The sequence below is a fragment of the Caulobacter sp. GW821-FHT11E10 genome (assembly GCF_058808375.1).
Genome location: NZ_JBXARP010000005.1, coordinates 365498 through 385524, shown reverse-complemented (window position 1 = coordinate 385524; position 20027 = coordinate 365498). Strand labels below are relative to the sequence as shown.

Annotated in this window: 15 protein-coding genes; 1 reads left to right on the top strand and 14 read right to left on the bottom strand. The window is 66.6% G+C overall.

The window, feature by feature from the left end; translation table 11 throughout:
• Positions 1 to 74 precede the first annotated feature (74 nt).
• The 6 genes from AC1RRV_RS12700 to AC1RRV_RS12675 all read right to left on the bottom strand — a co-directional run bounded on the left by AC1RRV_RS12700 (position 75) and on the right by AC1RRV_RS12675 (position 7457).
• On the bottom strand, positions 75 to 377 hold the full coding sequence (locus AC1RRV_RS12700; protein WP_492860002.1) for a hypothetical protein: 303 nt from the start codon (positions 375 to 377) through the stop codon (positions 75 to 77).
• A gap of 356 nt (positions 378 to 733) precedes the next feature.
• Positions 734 to 2017 carry an MFS transporter gene (locus AC1RRV_RS12695; RefSeq protein WP_492860001.1) on the bottom strand — a complete coding sequence of 428 codons (1284 nt, stop codon included), beginning with the start codon at positions 2015 to 2017 and terminating at the stop codon, positions 734 to 736.
• Positions 2014 to 2871, bottom strand: a complete 858-nt coding sequence (locus tag AC1RRV_RS12690) for a class III extradiol dioxygenase family protein (protein ID WP_492860000.1) — start codon at positions 2869 to 2871, stop codon at positions 2014 to 2016. Before AC1RRV_RS12690 ends, AC1RRV_RS12695 begins: the two co-directional genes overlap by 4 nt.
• Entirely contained in the window at positions 2871 to 3137 is a 267-nt protein-coding gene (locus tag AC1RRV_RS12685) for a hypothetical protein (RefSeq protein ID WP_492859999.1), read from the bottom strand. The genes AC1RRV_RS12690 and AC1RRV_RS12685 overlap by 1 nt, the downstream gene beginning before the upstream one ends.
• Before the next feature lie 44 nt (positions 3138 to 3181).
• The gene (locus AC1RRV_RS12680; RefSeq protein WP_492859997.1) at positions 3182 to 4564 is read right to left on the bottom strand and encodes a hypothetical protein; all 1383 of its coding nucleotides are present in this window, start codon (positions 4562 to 4564) and stop codon (positions 3182 to 3184) included.
• 37 nt (positions 4565 to 4601) lie between these two features.
• Positions 4602 to 7457 carry a TonB-dependent receptor domain-containing protein gene (locus AC1RRV_RS12675; RefSeq protein ID WP_492859996.1) on the bottom strand — a complete coding sequence of 952 codons (2856 nt, stop codon included), beginning with the start codon at positions 7455 to 7457 and terminating at the stop codon, positions 4602 to 4604.
• A gap of 268 nt (positions 7458 to 7725) precedes the next feature.
• Here AC1RRV_RS12675 and AC1RRV_RS12670 point away from each other — a divergent pair, with 268 nt between their 5' ends.
• Positions 7726 to 8958 (top strand): LysR family transcriptional regulator, encoded by a 1233-nt coding sequence (locus tag AC1RRV_RS12670; protein ID WP_492859995.1) that lies wholly within the window; start codon positions 7726 to 7728, stop codon positions 8956 to 8958.
• Positions 8959 to 8979: 21 nt separating this feature from the next.
• On the opposite strand, the gene AC1RRV_RS12665 is transcribed toward AC1RRV_RS12670, so the two are convergent.
• The 8 genes from AC1RRV_RS12665 to AC1RRV_RS12630 all read right to left on the bottom strand — a co-directional run bounded on the left by AC1RRV_RS12665 (position 8980) and on the right by AC1RRV_RS12630 (position 19906).
• Positions 8980 to 10011 (bottom strand): YncE family protein, encoded by a 1032-nt coding sequence (locus AC1RRV_RS12665; RefSeq protein ID WP_492859994.1) that lies wholly within the window; start codon positions 10009 to 10011, stop codon positions 8980 to 8982.
• An 88-nt stretch (positions 10012 to 10099) separates the two neighbouring features.
• A complete protein-coding gene (locus tag AC1RRV_RS12660) occupies positions 10100 to 12934 on the bottom strand; it encodes a TonB-dependent receptor domain-containing protein (protein ID WP_492859993.1) in 2835 nt (944 codons plus the stop codon).
• A 183-nt stretch (positions 12935 to 13117) separates the two neighbouring features.
• Positions 13118 to 14014: a substrate-binding domain-containing protein gene (locus AC1RRV_RS12655; protein ID WP_492859992.1), complete on the bottom strand. Its 897-nt coding sequence runs from the start codon at positions 14012 to 14014 to the stop codon at positions 13118 to 13120.
• A 32-nt stretch (positions 14015 to 14046) separates the two neighbouring features.
• Positions 14047 to 15591 carry an acetolactate synthase large subunit gene (locus AC1RRV_RS12650; RefSeq protein WP_492859991.1) on the bottom strand — a complete coding sequence of 515 codons (1545 nt, stop codon included), beginning with the start codon at positions 15589 to 15591 and terminating at the stop codon, positions 14047 to 14049.
• 139 nt (positions 15592 to 15730) lie between these two features.
• The gene (locus AC1RRV_RS12645; protein ID WP_492859990.1) at positions 15731 to 16588 is read right to left on the bottom strand and encodes an HpcH/HpaI aldolase family protein; all 858 of its coding nucleotides are present in this window, start codon (positions 16586 to 16588) and stop codon (positions 15731 to 15733) included.
• A 20-nt stretch (positions 16589 to 16608) separates the two neighbouring features.
• The gene (locus AC1RRV_RS12640; protein WP_492859989.1) at positions 16609 to 17622 is read right to left on the bottom strand and encodes a DODA-type extradiol aromatic ring-opening family dioxygenase; all 1014 of its coding nucleotides are present in this window, start codon (positions 17620 to 17622) and stop codon (positions 16609 to 16611) included.
• A gap of 95 nt (positions 17623 to 17717) precedes the next feature.
• Positions 17718 to 19031 carry an MFS transporter gene (locus AC1RRV_RS12635; RefSeq protein WP_492859988.1) on the bottom strand — a complete coding sequence of 438 codons (1314 nt, stop codon included), beginning with the start codon at positions 19029 to 19031 and terminating at the stop codon, positions 17718 to 17720.
• Between the two features lie 23 nt (positions 19032 to 19054).
• Complete coding sequence (locus AC1RRV_RS12630; RefSeq protein WP_492859987.1) at positions 19055 to 19906, bottom strand: amidohydrolase family protein; 852 nt, start codon at positions 19904 to 19906, stop codon at positions 19055 to 19057.
• Positions 19907 to 20027 lie beyond the last annotated feature (121 nt).

Genomic DNA, 20027 nt, shown 5'->3' with positions numbered 1-20027 from the left:
TAGGAAATCGAGGCGCTCGTCGCCTTTGGCGCAGACGAGCCCTGATCACGGCTCGTCTGCTCGCGGTTCTGCGATCAGTGGGTCCTGGCCGCTGCATCGGCCGCCGCGTCGGCTTTGCGTTGGGCGACGCCAGCAGCGTTAGCTGTGTTGTCGGCTGCGCGGTCCGCGGCCGCAGCGGTCTTGTCGGCGGCCTTGTCCGTGGCCGCTGCCGTGTTTGCCGCCGCAGTATTGGCGTTGGCGGCGGCATCCTGCGCCGCCGACGCCGTGGCTGCGCCAGCTTGGTCGGCGGCCGCGCCTGCATGTTCCTCGGTTCGTTGAGAGCAGGCCATCAGCGACAGGCTCGTGATCGCGGCCGAAATGAGAAGCGCGGTGCGCATGGGTTTCTCCGAAAACAGACATTGTTCAATCAGTAGGACGCCTTGGCGTCTCGCTGACCGCAGACCGAAAAGGCCTTCCTTGCGAACGTCCGGGCCGTTGTAAGGCTCCGTTCTGCATTCGACGCCTTGGAGCCACGCTATGGCCGGCCGACAGGGGCTTGGAGTGTCGCTATGAATTGCGGCGCGCCGCCCGCAGTCGCGATGCCGGACAACGCCAATGCGGCGCTCGAAAGCCGACAATGAGAAGATGCACAGCCGCTTGGAAAAGTGTGAAAGCGCCATGACCGGACGTTGGCTTCCAGCCATGAAGCGGACCTTCGGCCGAAACGTTCTGGCTACAGCCCCGGTGACGCTGTTCAGTCCTCGCCGCCAGAGACCTTGGGCGACCATTTCGGGCGCAGCAGGACGACGGACGACGCCGCGCCGATCACCAGAAACACCACGATCACCGACATCGGCAGCTGATAGCCGCCGCTGACATGGAGCAGCCAGCCGGAGATGCTGGCGGCCGCTCCGCCAGAGAGTCCAGCCGCGACGTGCTGAACGCCCACGATCATCCCGATGGCCGGCCTTGGGATCAGTGTGACCTTGGTGAGCGCCAGGTTGTTGGCGCTGGCCAGGCCCAGGCAGGACAGCGAGAAGATGTTCCAGAACAACGCCGCGCCCAGGCTGTGCGCATAGGCGCCGAAGAGCACCGAGGTCGCGCCGATGAAGCCCGCGACGATGAACGCCTTGCGCGTCACCACCGGGTCTCCGCCCTTCTCGATAATGCGGTCCGCCGCCCAGCCCGCCGCGACGGCGACAATCGCGATGCCCGCGAAGCTGAAGAAGGTGTAGAGGCCCGAATTAGTGAGCGAAAGTCCGCGCTGCTCGACCAGATACGACGGCATCCAGGTCATGCAGAAGAAGACGAAATAGCTGTAGCAGAAATTGACGATGATCCCGCCCCAGACCACCGGCGAGGTGATGATGCTTCGAAAGGGTACGGACTGGGCCCGTCGCCGAGCGTCCGCCCGTTGGTCCTTGCGCGGAAAATCGTTCTGGACGCGCGCCATCCAGGGGACCAGCCACAGCAGGCCGCAGACCCCCGTGATGACGAACATCAGGCGCCAGTCGTATGCGGTGATCAGCCACGCGCCCAGCGGCGCGCCGATCGCCGTGCCGACCTTGTTTCCGAAGGAGAATATTCCCAGCGCGGCGCCGGTATGGCGCTCAGGAACATTGTGGCGGATCCAGCGATAGCTCGCCGGCATCACGATCCCCTCGGCCGCGCCCACGAGGGAGCGCATGATCACTATGCCCGCCAAGGCCGGCATCGCGCCAGTCGCCGCGGTAGCGAGGCACCACAGCGCGAAACAGATGGCATAGGGGATCTTTGCGCCATAGCGATCGACCACCCAGCCCAGGGGCATCAGGGCGGCCGCATAGGACCAGAAGAACGCCGCCCCGACCTGGCCCCGACCGACAGAATTCATCCCGAAATGGTGGACAAAGTCCTTGTTCGCCAAGGCCGCGGCGATGCTCGACCGATCAGCGTAGGCGATGAGCACGCCGACGGAGAGGAGCAGCATGATGCCCCAATGCTTGGAATCGGACGGCGATTTGTCGGTTGTCGTCTTCAACGCAACGGCATCGGTCATGACTGTTCGCCTCCGCGTGTGTCGATCAGCATCATCGCCCCGCCGGTGTGCGAGATCGGCGCGTGGTAGATGCTGGTCACGACGTCGCCTCCCGAGGCCGCGCCGCGCATGGCCAGCCAGGTCATAAGCTCGAGGCCCTGGGCGCCGGCGAGGTCGACGATCTCGTCATTGGTGAAGCGCGTCATCGCCTCGGGATCGCGCTCGATCTTCTCAAGGGTCAGCCGGTCGAAATCCTGATTGATCTTGCCGCTGATGCCGAGCTCGTGGCTCAGCCCGCCGCTGCCGACCAACAGGACCCTGCGGTCACCCGGGAAGGACCGGATGGCGCGGCCGATGGCTTGGCCCAGCTTGTAGCAGCGCGCGGGCGTCGGCAGCGGCGGCAGGACGCCGTTGATCATGATCGGAATCGTGGCCACCGGGATGTCGCCATGCCCCGCTCCATCGGTCGGAAACAGCAGATCCAGCGCGGTGATCCCGGCGTGATCGAAGATCATTTCCTGGCACGTCGAAACATCGAACTCGTCGGCGACCAGCGACCCGACAATGTGCCAGGCCAGCTCGGCGTCTCCCCGGAACGTCCTCGGCTCGGGAGGCCCCCAGCCCTCGTCCGCGTTGCGATAGTCGTGCGCCACCCCGATCGCGAAGGTCGGCATGTTGTCGAGGAAGAAGTTGAGGCCATGATCGTTGTAGAAGACGATCACGACGTCGGGCTTCGCCTCGCCCAGCCATTCGTGGACCTTGCCGAAGCTGGCGAAGAACGGCGCGAACGGCACTTCGGCCTGCTTGTTGGCCGCGATCGCCCGACCGATCATCGGCACGTGGCTGGTGCCCAGCCCCCCTATGACGGCGGCCATCACTGCACCCCCGCGGGCTTGGGAACCCGGTCCAGCTTGGCCAGGAAGTACATGTTTCCCCCGGCCGCGAACAACAGCGTCTTGTCCCGCGACCGCACCGCCGCGAGCTCCTCTTCGTTCAGGCCGAACCGCGCGCAATAGCCGTCCGGATCGGCGATGAAGGCGGCGCGGTTTTCCGCTGCGTTGAGCGTGAAACACATGCGGTTGAGCGCGTAACCCTTCAACGCCGCCTGTGGGTGGAACTTGCCCGGTTGGACATCTGCCATGGTCGATCTCGATCCTGTCTGATTGAAGCGCCCGTCGCGGGCGGTTACCCGCCGCTCGCCTTGGACGCGTTGACCATCTTGAGCGCGCCGTTGACGAAGCCGGTCGCCGCGCAGCCGCGCTTCACCATGCTGGCGGTCACGGGATAGCTGTTGGAGGGATAGTCCTCGTCCGGAACGACGTAGTGGACAGGCCCGTATCCCAGCGACACCAGCATCGTGTTCGCCGGCTTGGGCGCGCCCTGCTTCACCTTCGTCCAGAGCGACGGCATGACGTTCGCGTCGCTATGGACGATCGTGAAGTCGCTGAGCTGGATCGTCCCGAACCGCAACGGGACCGGGGCGATGTCGGTGTCGGTGAAGACGCACCTCGGCAACTTCGAGTCCGGCGCGTCCGAGCACGCCCCGGGATTGTTGAGCGGGAATGTGGACTTGCCCGGACAGTTCAGGACTTCCAGCGAACCGGATATCGACAACCGGTCCGAGGTCTTGATCCTGAGCGCGGTCGCGATGACCTCCTCGCCCAGGACGGTGGCCACCGCGCCCTTCACCGTGTTCGGCTCGGGCGGGACGATACCTGGTCCCTTGCGCCCGGGGTTCATCGCGATCCCCATCGGCGCGCCGACCGTGTACATAGCCACCACCTTGTCGCCGTAGCGTTGCTCGACGTAGCGCTCGACCATGCCGACCATGTCGGCGCTGACCTTCGAGCGTTTTCCGCCGCCGCCCAGTCCCGGCACGCCGGGTCCCGGACCGTTGCTGATCAGCATGGCTATGGGTTCGCCCTGCAGGGTCTCGACCTTGAACACGCCGATCGAGGCGTCCGCGCTCTGGGTCCGGCCGCTCACCGCCGCGCCTTCGGCGCCGGCGCCCTCGTCGCTGCGACCGGCCAGCCGGAAGACGCCGTTGGCGTAGCCTGCCTTGGCGGGTTCGCGGTTGGCGATCGCCTGCCTCACCGACGCAAGGATGGCGGCGGTGGTGATGCGGGTGATCTTCTCCGATCCCGGAAGGATGATGCCGACAGCCTTGTTGTCCATCCGCACCGTGTCGTGCGTATGGGTCACGGCGAGCATGATGTTCTCCGGCGGCGTGCCGGCCTCCTTGGAGATCCGCGCCATCACGTCGTCGAAGATGTCAGGCGCGAACATCGGCAGGTCGCCGACGACCAGGATCGCGCGCTTCCCCCCCGAATCTAGCACCACCGTGCGGGCGTAGAGCCGGCTCTCGATGGATTCGAACGGCTTGGGCAGGTCTTCGACGGCGGGGGTGATGTCGACCCGCGCCGCGCCGGCCATGAGGGCGCCGTCCGCTATTGGAGCCGACGCCGACTGCGCCGGCGCCATGGCCGGAACCATGACGGCGGCCGCGACGGCCAACGGCGCGATCAGGGTGGTCGACAACAATGCCAACCGTAGGATTTTACGCTTCATAGTCCCGCGCTCCGAGATTTCGTAACTGTCGCAATGATCAGAATTTCAGGCGAACGCCGGCCGTGTAGTAACGGCCGACCAGATCGTCAGACGGGAGATAGGCGCCAAACCGTCCCGCATCGGCGGAGGAGTTGATCGCGATCGGCGGCTTCTTATCGAAGACATTCTGGATGTTGACGAAGAGCTCAGGGCGCAGGGTCTCCGTCTGGGGCGAGAAGCTGAAGTTCAGGTTGGCCGTCCAGAAGGACGCAATCTTCGGCTCGGCGTAGACGAGCGTGGTGTCGGTGTTCCAATCGAGCGCGCTGCGCCAGCGGGTCGAGGCCATGACCCTGAACTGGTCGCTCACCTCGTAGCTGGCGAAGCTGGTCACACGCCATTTCGGGGTCGCGCCCAGGCCGCCGGCGGGTGCGTAGGCATAGCCGGCCATATCGACAACGCCGATGCTCGGGGTGTCTTGGCGCAGGACGGGCTGGTAGGTCGTCAGTACACGGAGCGAAAGTGGGCGGCCGAACAGTCGGGTCCCGTAGCTCGACTCGATATCCACGCCCTTGGTGTAGATCTCTGCGGCGTTGACCGAGCGGGTGTAGAAATAGGTCGCGTTGTTCGCCGTGCTGGTGTCGCCATAGCCGTTCGGGCGAACGATCAGGTCGCAAAGCGAAGACGCGCCGGCGCTCGCGATGCACAGCTTCTGCACCGTGACATTGGCGCCGTTGAGAGCGGTGATCGCGTCCTTGATCTTGATGGCGTAGAGGTCGATGGCCAGGCTGGCGCCCGACAGCCATTGCGGCCGATAGACGATGCCCGCGGTGATCGTATTGCCGATCTCGGGTTTCAGGTCGGGGTTGCCGCCACCCTGGTTCGGCGCATTGACCAGCGTCGCGCCCGTCAACTGATCGATCACCGTGCTGCGGCTGACGGTGCCCGGGCCATAGAGATTGTTGAGGTTGGGCGCCCGGAAGTCGCGCGAGCGGGTCGCACGGACGGTCAGTTCGTCGTTGACGCGCCAGGTCCCGCCGACCTTCCAGGTCCAAGCGCCGCCGAAGGTGTCGTAGTCGGCGTAGCGGCCAGCGAGATTGACGCTCAGATCCCGCGCCAACGCCGCGTCCTTGAGCAGCGGGACCTCGACCTCGAGCGCCGCTTCCTTGACCGTCTGATGCACGAGCGGCGTGATGCCGAAAGTGACCTGGTGAAGATTGGTCGTCCCTTGGGTGCAGTTATAGAGGATGCCGGAACAGTTGGCCTTGTCCTCCGGCGGAATCTCGCTGGTCGCCGACAGCCCGACGCGGCGCCATTCGCCTGACAGCGCGACGGTGATCGGCCCCGCCCAGGTGTCGAACGGCGAGCCGGTGATCGAACCGGTGAGGTCGAGGATCCTGCCCTTTGCCTCGCCGACAGACCGGTCGGTCAGATAGGCGATCGACTGCGCCGACGCGGCGGTTGGGCCGAAGGGGTTGAATGGCGCGCAGGCGGCGTCGTCATTGGTGGTGATCGTGTCGGCATTGATGCGGCACACGATGTTCGCGCCGACCGAAACCGCGTCGAGCGCGGCGGCCAGGTGCTGCAGGTTGATGTTGCGCGCCGTGGTCCACTTCTGGGTCGACACCCCGTGCGCCGCGCCAAGTTCCCAGTGGACGTCGCCGGCGTCGCCTTCGAGGCCGCCATTCAGGTAGTAGCTGTCGAGGTTGAAGATCTTGGTGTGCGGGCCAAGCTGCGGGCCAAGCTGCTTGCTCAGGGTGAAGGTCGTCGTCGCCGTCCCCGTCTGATAGGCGGCCGGAAGGAACGGGTTCTGCGTCCGCACCACGACATTGTTCATGCTGAGAGTGGTGTCGTTGTACTGGTTGCGGTTTTTCGCGCCGAACCCTTCGACATAGAAATGAAGCTGGTCGGTCAGATCGTAGTCGAAGCGGGCGAAAGCGCGCTTGGCGCGCAAGGCGCCTTTCAGCGAACTGTCGTTGTTGTAGGCGCCGTCGCCGCCGACCTGGAACCCTGACGTGCCGGTCGCGGTCCCGCTCTGGAAGGCGGACAGAACGCCATTGGCCGTGAAGTTCTGCCCCGCCAGAGTTCCCGATCGGATAAGGCCTCCCTTGGTCAGCGAGGCGTTGTGGACGTTGGAATAGAGCTTGAACGGGTTGGCCGCGGAGCCCGGCGCCGAGGTCGAACCGGCGACGCTGCCCTCGATCTGCCAGAGCTGGCCGAGATCGCGGCTGAACATGTCCAGAATACCGGGATCGTTGTTGTATTCGAGGCTCGCCTCGATATGGCCGCGCCCCCCGAACAGGTCCGTCCCGACGGCGACGCCCAGGTCGGTGGTCCGATCGTCGCCGCGATCCGAAACGCCGCGCTGGGCCTTCATCGACAGGCCGTTGAACTTGGAATCGGTGACGAAGTTGACGACGCCCGAGATGGCGTCGGAGCCATAGACGGCCGACACGCCGCCCGTGACCACATCGACCCGCTGCAACAGCATCTGCGGGAACATGTCGATCGTCACCAGACCGGTGTCGGTGCTCGGCTGGAGCCGCTTGCCGTCGAACAGGGTGAGCGTGCGATAGAGACCGAGGCTACGGATATTCGGCGCATTGGCCGCGCCATTAGGCCCGCCGTTGCCGCCGCCGGTGCCGCTGTTCTGCCCCATCGAGTTCTGGAACACCGGGAGTTGCTGCAGGGCGGCGGCGACCGAGGTCGGCGTCGAGGCCAGCAACTGCTGCGTACTGACAACCGTCAGCGGCGTTGGACTGTTGTTGCCGTTGGAGGGGATGCGCGAACCGGTGACGATCACCTCGGCCACGGTGGCGCTGGTGTTCGCCGCTTCCTGAGCGTGCGCGGGCGTCGCCAGTGCGAACGCGCTGGAGCTCAACAGAAGGGCCTTCGAAAGCGGATGGCTGATACGCACGTTTACTCCCCTTGATTTGTTTTCTTTGCGCGTACCCTCCCGCAACCGCCGAAGCGGATGCATATTTGTTTTTGTCGATGATCTATAACTTTCACGCCGACCTGCGTGGCGCTGACCGGGCTCACCCGAGGCGGCGTGAAAGCGATCGCGCTGGGCGAGCAGCCGATCTTGTCTAGTGAGACCGCCTTGTTGGAGACTGCCCGGCGATGATATTCAGGACGGTAATCCCGGCCCGATACACGGGTGGCCGTTGGATCGATGACAGGCGATGAACACGAGGGACGTTCACGACCGCTGCGCCTCGATCAGCTTCAAGCAGCTGAAGCTGTTTAGGACCGTCGGGCGCTACGGCGGCATTCAGCGCGCCGCGCGCGTGTGCGGCATGTCTCAACCTGCCGCCACCCAAGCCCTTTCGACGCTTCAGAACAAGGTCGCGGTCGCATTGCTGGAGCGCGGCCCGGGCGGCATGACACTGACGCCGCTCGGCAAACTGTTCCACGCTCGCGTCGAACGTATCTGCGATCAACTCGACGAGACGATCTCGGACCTGGGCCCAGTCGACCGTGAAGCGGTCACCCACTGCCTGACCCCCGCTCAAGTGAGAACTCTGTCGAGCGTACTCGAAACAGGATCACTCGAGCTGGCGGCGCGCGCGAGCGCGGTGACGCGGGAAGGGCTTCGGCGTTCGGCCGGCGTGCTGGAGAAACTGACGGGGCCGCTCTTCGAACGCACGCCCGACGGGACCCGTTTGACCGTGGAGGCGCGGCAATTCGCACAACGCATCCGCGCCCTGCGGGATGAGGTGGCGCTGGGCGTCCGCGAAATACACGCGCAGCAGGCGAACGCCGAGACGTCCATCGTCGTCGGAGCGGCTCAGGCGTTCGGCAATCGCTTCCTGGCGCGGGTGCTCGCCGACCTCGCCATGCGGCACCCGGGCGCGCGCATCACCGTGCTGCGCGAAGGCCCCGTTGAATTGGTGGACAGACTGCGCGCCGGCGAAGTCGACCTGGTGGTCGGCGACGTCGAGGAGACCGGCCACGACCTCGTCAAGGAGCGACTGGTCAGGACCCCCTATTTCATCTTCGGACGGCCCGGACATCCCCTGAGCGGCCCAGACGCCGCCACGCTCGATCAGCTGATCACCTATGACTGGGTTGGCGGAACCCCGGGCTCGGCGCGTGAGACGGCGCGCGAGGCGCTCTTCGCCGGCATGAGTCCTCCTCAAGTCGCCTTCGCGGCGTCCGAGGGGGCTATCGTCGGCCACTTTGTCGCGGGCAGCGACCGGCTGGCGCTCATGACCGAGCATGAAAGTCGCTGCGGCGGTCTGGCGCTCGCGAAGATGCCGTTCGCGCCGATCGAAGCGGGACTGGGCATTGATGTCGTCCGTCGCGCCGATCGCCTGCCCTCGCCGCTCCATGTGGAACTGATCGAACTGCTCCGGGCCCATTTGATGGTTTCGGCGCCAGAGGCCGTCGGGGGTGCGCCGAGGCGCGTCGCATAGCGCGCTCGCCCCAGGAAGACTTCAGCCTCCCGAAACAGGCGCGCAGGCCAGGCCGTCGGGTGTCTTGCCGGTGGCGATGTAGGTTTCGACCCTCAGGGCCGGCAAGGCGACGACCGCCACCCGATTCTCGGCCGGCAAGGCGACGAAGGCGCGATGGCCGTCCGGGGCGATCAAAATCCCCTCGGCCCGCGACTTGCCCAGCGCCAACGTGCGAAACGTACGGGTTTGGACGTCGATCGCCACCAGTTGCTCGCTGGCGACCAGGACCAGGCTTCCGTCGGGGGTCAGCTTCAGGCGGTTGCCGGACTTCCAGGGCAGCTGGACCTCGCCGACGACCGCCTTGGTCGCCACGTCGATCACCGAGACCACGCCCCGCCTGGCGGCCATGACCCAGGCCGTCTTGCCGTCGGGCGAGATGTCGATCCCCTGCGCGCCCTCCCCGACCGGAACCTGGGTGACCTTCCAGTCCGCGCGCGGCAGGCCGGCGCCGAACGCCACCTCGGCGGGCTGGACGATGCTGACCGAGCCCGAATTGGCGTTGGCCGTGACGATCGTCCCGGCCTGGCCCAGCGCGATCATGTGCGTGCGGTCCTGGCCCAGGCCCAGGGTCCACGCGACGCGACCGGAGGCGAGGTCGTAGCGGCCGATAGCCTTGCTCGACTCGGCGGTGAACCAGACGGACCCGCCGCGGGCGGCCAGGCCATGCGGGCTGCGCATCGGCCAGAGGTCGACCGGCGGCAGCGGCGCGCCCTCTGGCAGGCTGAACACCGAGAGGCCGTGCAGAGCGCCGCCCGGTCCGCCGTAGTTGCTGACGAAGGCCCGCGATCCGTCGGCCGCGACGACAATCTCGTGCGGATCGACCCCGGCCGGCGCGCGCCACAGCATGGCCCCGCTGGCGATGTCGATCGCGGCGACGTCCCCGTCGCCCTTCTCGACCACCAGCAGCGTGCGGCACGCGGCGGCCGTTTCGGCCCGGGCCGCGCCCGCCAGCGCCAGGCCGACGGTCAGGGCCAGCGCCGCCTTGCGGGCGGTTCGACAGGGTGAAGCCGTCATCGAAATCCTCGCCATCGGAGGCCGGAAACAAAGCGGGCGGCCCCAGGGTTCTTCCCGAAGCCGCCCGCTCGATCTCGCTAAGCCCGCATCAGAACTTCATGCGCAGGCCGGCGGTGTAGAAGCGTCCGCGCGGATCATCGCCGATGGCGAAGCCGTCCCGCAGGCCGCTGCGCGTGCCGTTGCCCGAATAGGCGCCCGGAGGCGGGCTGGCGTCGAACAGGTTCTGGACGTTCGCATAGACCTGTAGGTTGGCGAACTCGACCTCGGGCTCCCACGACACGTTGAGGCCGGTGGTGGCGAAGGCGTCGACGCGGTTCTTGACCCAGACCTGCGAGGCATCGCCGCCCAGCTTCATGGCGTTGCGCCAGCGCTGGGTGATGTCCACCGCCACGCGGTCGGTCGGCTTGAAGCGCAGGAAGGCGGTGACGCGCACCGACGGCGTGGCGCCCAGGCCGCCCGGACCAAAACCGACCCCGCCCTGATCCAGGTCCGGCACGTTCGGCTGGATGTAGAGCAGCTCGGGCTGATAGGCCGTCAGCAGGCGGGCCGTCATCGGCCGGCCGAGCAACGAGCCCGAATAGTTGGCCTCGAAGTCGAGGCCCTTGGTCTTGATCTGCGAGAGGTTGATGCGCTGGGTCAGCCAGGCCGTCACCGCGTTGGCGGCCGACTTGTCGGTATAGTTCAGCGGGCGCACCTGCAGCTGGCAGTACGGCGAAGAGCCGCCGCTGTCATAGCAGGCCTGCTGGATCGCCTGGGTCTGGCCCTGGATCTGGGTGATCGCGTCCTTGATGGTGATCTTGTAGGCGTCGAGCGTGAAGCTGAGGTTCGAGGTCACCTTCCACACCAGACCGCCGGTCAGGGTGTCGGCGATCTCGGCCTTCAGGCTCGAATTGCCCTGGTCGATCGACGCGACCGTGGGGGCCAGGCCGGTCAGGAAATCGGTCGGACGGACCGTGACCGAGGTGATCGGCGAGAACAGGTCGAACAGGGTGGGCGCGCGGATGTCGCGCGAACGGGTCAGGCGCACGCGCAGGGGATCGGCGATCTCCCAGGACGCGCCGACCTTCCAGGTCCAGTACTGACCGCTGGTGTTGTACTTGGTGTATCGGGCCGCGCCGTTGACGTTCAGGCTCTGGGCGAAGGCCTTGTCGCGCAGCAGCGGCGCGTCGAACTCGCTGGCGACTTCCCAGACCGTCTGGCTGACGCCGTTCGGGGTCTGGCCGAATACGAACTCGTTGCGCGTCGTACCGGCCGTGCAGTTGAAGCGAACCCCCGTGCAGTTGACCAGGTCGGCCGGCGTCGAGTCGCTGGTCGACTTGAACGAGACCTTGCGCCACTCGGCCGAGATCGCCGCGTTCACAGGGCCGGCGCCGAGATCGAACAGGCTGTGCGACAGCTGACCGGAGATGTCATCCATCTTGGTCAGCGAGTTGTAGTGGATCGTCTCGGTGACATAGGCCAGCGCCGCCGCGGACGAGGCCGTCGGGCCGAAGACGTTGATCGGCACGCAGCCGTCGGCCAGGCCCGGATTGGTCAGGGTGATGTTGCAGACCACCTTGCCCGATGCGTCGGTGACGGCGTCGAGCGCCGCGCCCAGCTTCTGGCGATTGATGGTGTTCTTCAGCGCCGTGGTCAGCTTGGCGCTGCCGTGGACATAGTCGACGCCCCAGGAAAAGCCGTTCGTCTCGCCCGAGACGCCGGTGTTGAAGACCCACTGCTTGCTGTCGGCGTCGGCCGAGACGCGCGGCGCCTCGCCCATCAGCTTGCTGAACCGGAAGGTGGTTTCAGTGGTCGGGATGAGGGCGCGATACTGGGCCGGCAGGAAGGCGTTGGCCCGGCTCAGGGTGATGGCGTTGAGCTGGTTGGTCTCGGCGAAGTTGGTGTTCTGCTTCAGATTGCCCGAGACCTGGGCATAGAACTGGACGTCGTCCGCGAGGTCATAGTCCATCCGGCCGAAGACCTGGTGGCCCTTGAGGCGCGCGACCAGGCCCGAGTCCCAGTAGCCGCCGTCGCCGCCGACCTGGACGCCGGCCGTGCCGGTCGCCGCGCCGTTCTGGAAGGTGCTGAGCACCCCGTCCGCCTTGAACACCTGGTTGGCCAGGGCGCCCGTCGTGATCAGGCCGCCGAACGGGAAGGCGCTCTGGCGCAGATTGCCTTGCAGGACATAGGGGTTGGCCGCGGTGCCGCCCCCGGTGACGCCCCACTGGTTGAGCCAGTCGCGATCCGAGCGGCGATCGATGCCCTCTTCCTTGCGGAACTCGTAGCTGCCCTCGATGTGGAGGCGATCGCTCAGCGCCGCGCCCGCCGCGAAGGCCGCGTCGAACTTGGCGCCGTCGCCCTGCTCGGACACGCCGTAGCTGGTCTCGGCGCGGACGCCGTTGAACTTCTTGTTGATGACGTAGTTGACGACGCCGGCGACGGCGTCGGAGCCGTAGACCGCCGAGACGCCGCCCGTCACCACGTCGACGCGCTCGACCAGCATCTGCGGGATGATGTCGACGTCGACGACGCCGTTGAACAGGGTCGGCGGGACGCGCTTGCCGTCCATCAGGATCAGGGTGCGGACCGCGTCGAGATTGCGCAGGTTCAGCTGGTTGGCCGCGCCGTTGCCGCCCGCGGCGGTGCCGGTCGTGGTCGGGTTGCTGGTCGCGCCGCGCGAGCCCGCGAACGTCGGAAGGGTGTTGAGGGCGTCGGCGAGCGTCGAGCCGGGATTGGCCTTGGTCAGGTCCTCGGTCGGCATGACCGTGACCGGCGATGGGCTGGCGTCGCCGTTCTTGATGACGCGCGAACCGGTGACCAGAATTTCGTCGACCGTCGCGGTGTCGGTCTCTTTTTGCGGCGCGATTTGAGCAAAAGCGCCCGTGGCGAGCGCGGCAACGCTCGCTCCGGCAAGCAAAGCGACGCCTATGGTGAGCTTCCTCATCTATCCCTCCCTTATGCCGAGAGATGACGCAGTCGTTCGCGCCCGACCTCGACCGTTTTTATTTTTGTCGCGGCGCATTCAAGGCCGCGATTTAAGGATGCGCCGCTCGCTCGACATTCGACTTATTGGTTTCGGGCGCGCATCCATTCATTTTCCGGAACACCGCGTCCTCGCGGATCGATGTCAGCCCAGCGCCGCCGTGGTTTCGTCGAACAGCTCGTCGACCGACAGCTTGCGCGGGATGATCTTCTGCTCGAACGACCAGTCGATCGCCAGCTGCAGGCCCTTGCGATTGGCCTCCAGGCCGAACGGCGGATAGATCGCCGGCGCGCCGCCTTCGGTGAGGTCGCGGCTCTCGACGATCATGCGATAGATCTCGCGCACCACGTCGGGCCGCGTCTTGGCGATGTCCTCGTGGACCACGAAGACGTGGTTGATCGGCACGACCTGTTCGCGCGCGAACCAGGCCTTGGCGGCGTTGAACGGGTCCGGGACCAGGTACTGGACGCGCGGATCCTTGGGCAGGTCGACGCCCTGCAGGGTCGCGGCCAGCTCGCCGTCCAGCATCATCTGGCCGATGTCCGAGCCCTTGGGCAGTCGGAGACAGTTCGGCGGATCGCTGTATTCCTCCAGGTGGCCGTCGCCCGTGGTCATCCAGGTGACCTTGTCCAGGTCGACGCCGTACTCGTGCTGCAGCACGCCGCGGATCCACAGGCCCGTCGTCTGGGCATAGGTGCGAACGCCGACCTGCCTGCCCTCGATGTCCTGGGGGTCGAGGTGGCCCAGTTCCTTGTTGAAGCCGGCGCAATGGTGCTGGAAGCGGCCGGAGATCGGGGCCGGCAGCATGACGTACGGCTTCCCGTAGCACTTGGCCTGCAGGTAGGTGACGATCGCCAGCTCGCCGGCGTCGTACTGGTCGCGGCGAACCATGTCCTTGAAGCCGTTGTGGGCCTGCTCGGGGCCGCAATAGTCCAGCTTGACGATGTCCGAGGTCACCCGGCCGTCCTTCATGGCCTTGGTCACGGGATAGTCGGCCAGGTTGGTCTTCAGCGTCAGGACGTCGGTCGTGGTGTCGGTCATTGTTCCTGCCCCTTTTTTGGGTTCCTGGCGCGCTAGAGCGCGACCTCGATCAGCACCGGCCCCGCCTCGCGGACCGAGTTGACCATGCTCTTGTGGAAGTCTTCGGCCGTGGTGACGCGCCGCGAGGGGACGCCCATGCTGGTCCCCATCGCCACCCAGTCGATGCGCGGCTTGTCGATGTCGATCATCGCCAGGGCCTGCGGGCCCGGCGCGCCGAAGCCCATATTGGCGAATTCGGTTTTGAGGATCTGGTAGCTGTGGTTGGCGAAGATGATCGTCGTGACGTTCAGGCCTTCGCGCGCCTGGGTCCACAGCGACTGGATCGTGTACATGGCGCTGCCATCGCCCACCATGCAGAAGACCCGGCGGTCCGGGCAGGCCAGGGCCGCGCCGGTGGCCACGGGCGTGCCGTAGCCGATCGAGCCGCCCATGTTCTGGATGGTGTCGTGCGGCAGGGCGCCGGCGGTCAGGCCCATCGACTCCCGGCCGGTGGTCAGGGACTCATCGACCAGGATGCAGTGCTCCGGCATCGCGCTGGCCAGGGCGTGGGCGATACTGATCGGCTCCAGCTTGCCGGTCGGGACGCCGTTGTCGACACGTTCCTGCAGGCGAGCCTCGGCCTTCGGACCGCCCAGGGCGTCCAGCAGCATCTCCAGGCCCAGGACGCTGTCCTCGCCGGTGGTCACCAGGCTGTGCACGGTGCTCTCGGGCGACTTCAGCAGGCTGGGCTTGTCCGGGTAGCTGAAGAAGGCGATCGGCTCGCCGGTCTCCACGGTAATGATGTTCTTGAAGCCCTTCAGGAAGGCCACGGCTTGCGGCACGGCGTAGGGGATGCGCTCCAGCGGCGTGCGCCCGGCGCCGCGCTCGATCCGGCAGCTGAAGAACTGGGTGGCCAGGCGCGCGCCCGTCTTGGCGGCGACCTGGCCGGCCAACTCAAGCGCCTTCCCGCGCATCGACTTGCCGCCGAAGATGATCAGGGTCGGCTCGTCGGCGCGCAGCACCTTGGCCACGTGGTCGACACGAGCCTGGTCGGGCGCCTTGGGCGTCACCGAGGCGCGGACGGTCTTCGGCGGCTCGCCGGCGTCGCCCCACGAGGTGTCGCCCGGCAGGATCAGGGTGGCGATCTGGCCCGGATGCTCGCTGGCCTTGGCGACCGCCGAGGCGGTGTCGAGCGCGATCGAAGCCGAGCTGTCGGCGCGGCGCACCCAGTGGCTCAGCGGCCGGGCCAGGCCCTCGATATCCGAGGTCAGCGGCGCGTCGTATTTCAGGTGGGCGGTGGCGTGCTCGCCGATGATGTTGACCATCCCGGAGCCGGCGCGCTTGGCGTTGTGGATGTTGGCCAGGCCGTTGGCCAGCCCGGGGCCGAGGTGGAGCAGGGTCGAGGCCGGCTTGTCGCGCATGCGATACCAGCCGTCGGCCGCCCCGGTCGCCACGCCCTCGAACAGGCACAGCACGCTCTTCATCCGAGGGTTTTCCAGCGCCGCCAGGAAATGCATTTCCGACGTGCCGGGATTGGCGAAGCAGACCTCGACGCCCTGGTCGGCCAGCGTGTTCACAAGGCTTTCGGCGCCGTTCATCTCAACTCCTCCACTCGGCGATCGCGTGCTGTGACGCGTGTCGCTCGAGAGGAAGAGAGATCATTTCCAGGGGGCGGCGGCCCAATCCAAACGGGCCGGAAAGCGATAGATTTCCGGCCCTTCCCTGGAACTGGGGAGATCAGTAACCCGCCAGCTCCTTGCCCTTGCCGACCACGCCATAGGAGCGCTGCGGGGCGGCCATCAGCCAGCGATAGCCCTCGGCCAGCAGGCGATCGATATTGCCGGCGTTGGTGTGCGGATTGCCGACCGGCACGCCATGGCGCACGCAGGTCTCGGCGACCTTCTTCATCGCGTCGCGGACGTCGGGATGATCGTACTGGCGCGGGAAGCCCATCTCCTGGGAGAGGTCCCCCTCGCCGATCAGCACGAAGCCGACGCCCGGCACTTCCTTGAGGATCTCGTCGAGGTTCTCGACGCCCTTGACGCTCTCGATCATCAGGCCGACCAGCAGCTCGCCCTGCGGGGCCAGCGGCCAGACGTCGGCCTTGGCGTAGTACTCGGCCATGGACAGGCCCCAGTAGCGGGAGGCCGTGGCGGGACCATCGCCGCGCACGCCGCGCGGTTCGTACAGCGGCGCGTTCTTCGGCCGACCATAGCGGCACGAGGCGACGGCGTTGTAGGCCTGGGCCACGTCGTTGATGTGCGGCCAGATCACGCCATAGACGCCCCGGTCCAGCGCCTGCTTGGCGTAGGCCTGGTTCATCTCCACGCCATTGGCCGGGATGCGGACGATCGGCGTGACCTGCGGCGCCAGGCTCGCGGCCGAATGGATCTGCTTGCGGTTCAGGAGGTACTGCAGCGCGTCGCCCAGGGCGGCCATGTCCCAGGGATTGTGCTCCATCTCGAACACCAGGCCGTCGTAGGGCGAGTCCGAGAGGTCGATGGCCGACTGCTTGTCGGCCTTGGCGAAGCAAGTGAAGGCGGGCTTGCCGGCTTCCCAGGCGCGGATGATGCCGTTCAGGCGGGTGTCGCTCATGCGGATATCGTTCTTTCCAGTCAGACCGCTTCCGGGGTCTCTTCAGGGTTCCAGTACATGAAGCCCATGCCCTCGCCGGTGCCGGCGGCGGTGCGCCAGCACGGCACGTAGTCGACCAGCGTCATCTGGGCCCCCGTGTGCTGCAGGGCCATCATGACGATGCTGTAGATCTTCACCTCGGAGGTGCCCGACTGGTAGTAGCCGTCGGGGATCGCGGCGAGGCCGTCGTAGTCATAGGCCGCCAGCTTCTCCATCACGTCGCGGTCGAACTCTTCGTCATTGACGAAGTGCGACAGGCCACCCGAGGCGATGATCGCCACGCGGACGTCGTCGGGCCAGGCCTCGATCGCCTCGCGCAGCACGCGGCCGAATGCGATGCAGCGGCTCATCGACGGCTGGGTCGGCGGATAGAACAGGTTGAACAGCACCGGCACGTGCGGCGGCGGCTGGTCGCCCATGATCTGGTGATAGACGAAGCTGTAGGCGTGCGGCACGACCGGATAGTCCGGCTTCATGCCCTGGCGCTGGGCCATCCAGACATTCTCGGGCCAGGCCTGCAGGTCGTTGAGATCGAAGCCCTCCTTCTGGAAGGCCTTGATCAGATAGGTCGCCAGGTCCGGATAGGCCTTGTGCACCACGTGGTGGTCGGGCGCGTAGACGCTGCGCTGCGGCGGGCCGTTGTGGACGTCCTCGCCGGTGTAGATGGTGATCGAGGGCGACTGGTCGGGCCAGATCTCCTTCTGGTCCTTGCCCAGGACGATGGCGACGTCGACCTTGGCGCGGGCATAGGCCTCGGCCATCTTGTCCAGCGCGGCGCGGCAACGGCCGGCGCGCTCGGTGCGCTCTTCGAGGGTCAGGAAGGGTTCGAAGGCGGCCCCGCGATGGGCCTCCAGCTCCGGATAGGTCCAGGTGCGGTTGCGGAACCACAGCTCGGGGTTCTTGCGGTCCCGTTCGCCGTTGGTCAGCCAGTCCTCGGGCGCCTGCCCCAGCATGCCGCTGTGCGGCACGGCCATGCCAAACACGATCTTGGCCATTTACGCGTCTCCTTGATCAGCCAGACCTAGGGGCCCGGCCCCAGGCTCGCCAATTCGTTTCGGGCTCGACGTGATCGCTTCACGCCGGCCTGGGGTCAGATCTCGACGCCTTCGGGCACCTTCGGGGCCCAGTCGCGGCGCAGGACGAACAGGGTCGTGAGCGCGCCCAGCAGCAGGAAGGCGAAGATCACGTACATCGGCACGGTGTAGCCGCCGCTGACGTCCAGCAGCCAACCCGACAGGATCGGCGCGACCATGCCGGCCAGGCTGACGGCGACCTGCTGGATGCCCGTGACCACGCCGACAGCGGGCTTGGGGATCAGGGTCAGGCGGCAGAGGGCCAGGTTGTTGGCGGTGGCCAAGCCAAGCCCCGACAGCGAGAACACGTTCCAGAACAGCGCGACCGCCGTGTTCTCGGTCTTGGCGCCCAGAATGACCGTCGAGGCGACGAGGAAACCGGCGACCACGAAGCTCTTGCGCACGACGACCGCGTCGCCGCCTCGGGCGATCAGCCTGTCCGCCGTCCAGCCGGCGACCAGCGCCACGATGGCGATGCCGGCGAAGCTGAAGAAGGAATACAGCCCCATCTTCGCCAAGGTCAGTCCCCGGTGCTCGACCAGATAGGCCGGCATCCAGGTCATGCAGTAGAAGGTGAAGTAGTTGTAGCAGAAGTTGACCACCAGCGTGCCCCAGACCAGGGGGCTGGCCAGGATGTTCTTGAGCGGCACCGCCGAGGCCTTGGCGCGCACGGCGACCATCTCGCTCTTCCGGGGCAGGTCGTTCTTGACCATGAACAGCCAGGGCAGCACCCAGACGAGGCCCACGGCGCCAGTGATCACGAACATCGCCCGCCAGTCGTAGGCGACGATCAGCCAGGCCGCGACGGGCGCGCCAATGGCCGGACCGAACTTGTTGCCCAGCATGTAGAGGCCGACGGCCGTGCCGCTTTCGCCCTCGTGGAAGTTGTTGCGGATCCAGCGATAGCTGGCCGGCACCACCACCGCCTCGGCCGCGCCGACGATCAGGCGCATGACGATGAGCGCCGCCAGGGTCGTGGCCAGACCCGTCAAGGCCGACGCCGCGCACCACACGACGAAGCAGATCGTATAGGCCCGCTTCACGCCATAACGGTCGACGACCCAGCCCATCGGGATCTGCAGGGCCGCGTAGGACCAGAAGAACGCCGAGTTGATCCAACCCCGATCGAGGTTGGACAGGTGGAAATGCTCCTTGAACGACGGCGTCGCCAGGGCCGACGAAATGCTGGTGCGATCCACGAACGCGATCAGGGCGCCGAGGGCCAGAAGCGCCAGGATCGACCATCGCTTCCAGACGGGCGGAACGGTGACGGTGGCGATCGTCACACCCTCGTTGGCGTTGATGGCGGCGGCCTCACTGGTGCTGGCCATGCGTTACTCCCCTGACTTTCTCATTATGCGCCGAGCTTGGGATAGAGCGACAGGGCGGTCTTGCCGAAGATCCAGTCCTGGTCTTCGGCCGAAAGCGAGACCAGGCGTTGCTTGGCGGTCGCCAGGATTTCCGCGAGCGTCCCCGGCGAGGTCGGGAAGTTCGAGCCCCAGGCCAGGCGGCTGGCGCCGAACGCCTCGACAACCTTCGGGAAGAAGGTCTCGGCCGTGGCGGCGCCCTTGACGCTGTCGCCCATGATCCGGGGCGTCAGTTTCAGATAGATCGAGGGGATTTCGGCCAGCGCGAACAGGCTTTGGGCGGCCTCGTAGGGCGGGCCGTCGGCGACCTCCGGCCGGGCCAGGTGATCGAGGATGATCGGCACGTTCGGGAAGCGCTTGGCCAGGGTCGTGACCTGCGGCAGGCCGACCGGGCCGGTCTGGATGCACATGGTCAGGCCCAGTTCGCCCAGCAACTCCCAGGCGGGATAGGCGCTCTCGTCTTCCAGCTCGCTGGGGTCGAAGTCCTTGGTGCTGCCGCCCGTGAAGATCCGCAGGCCCGCGAGGCCCTTGTCCGTCCAGGCCTTGATCGTCTCGACCGCGTCCGGGGCCCCCACGTCGACCGAGCCGACGGCGATCAGGCGGTCGCTGTAGCGGTTGCAGGCGTCGACCACATAGCTGTTGTCGAAGCCGTAGGTGGTCGAGGAATGGACCACGGCCGCCTTGGCCACGCCCGCCGCGTCCATGGCCGCGATCAGGGTCTCGACCACGCAGGGCCGCTCCTGCGACCAGTCCGAGCGCTTGCCGAACAACGGCGCCGGCGGATAGCGGGCCTCGTCATCCGAGATCACGTGCGGATGGATGTCGATGACCGAGGACATAAGCGCTCCCTAGACTGGCCTCCGGCGGGCTGGTCGCCGCCGTTTGTTCGAGGCCATCGTCCGCGAGATCGTCGCCCCGGAGCAGTCGAAGCTATGCGGCGAGCTATAAGTTTAGGGCCGC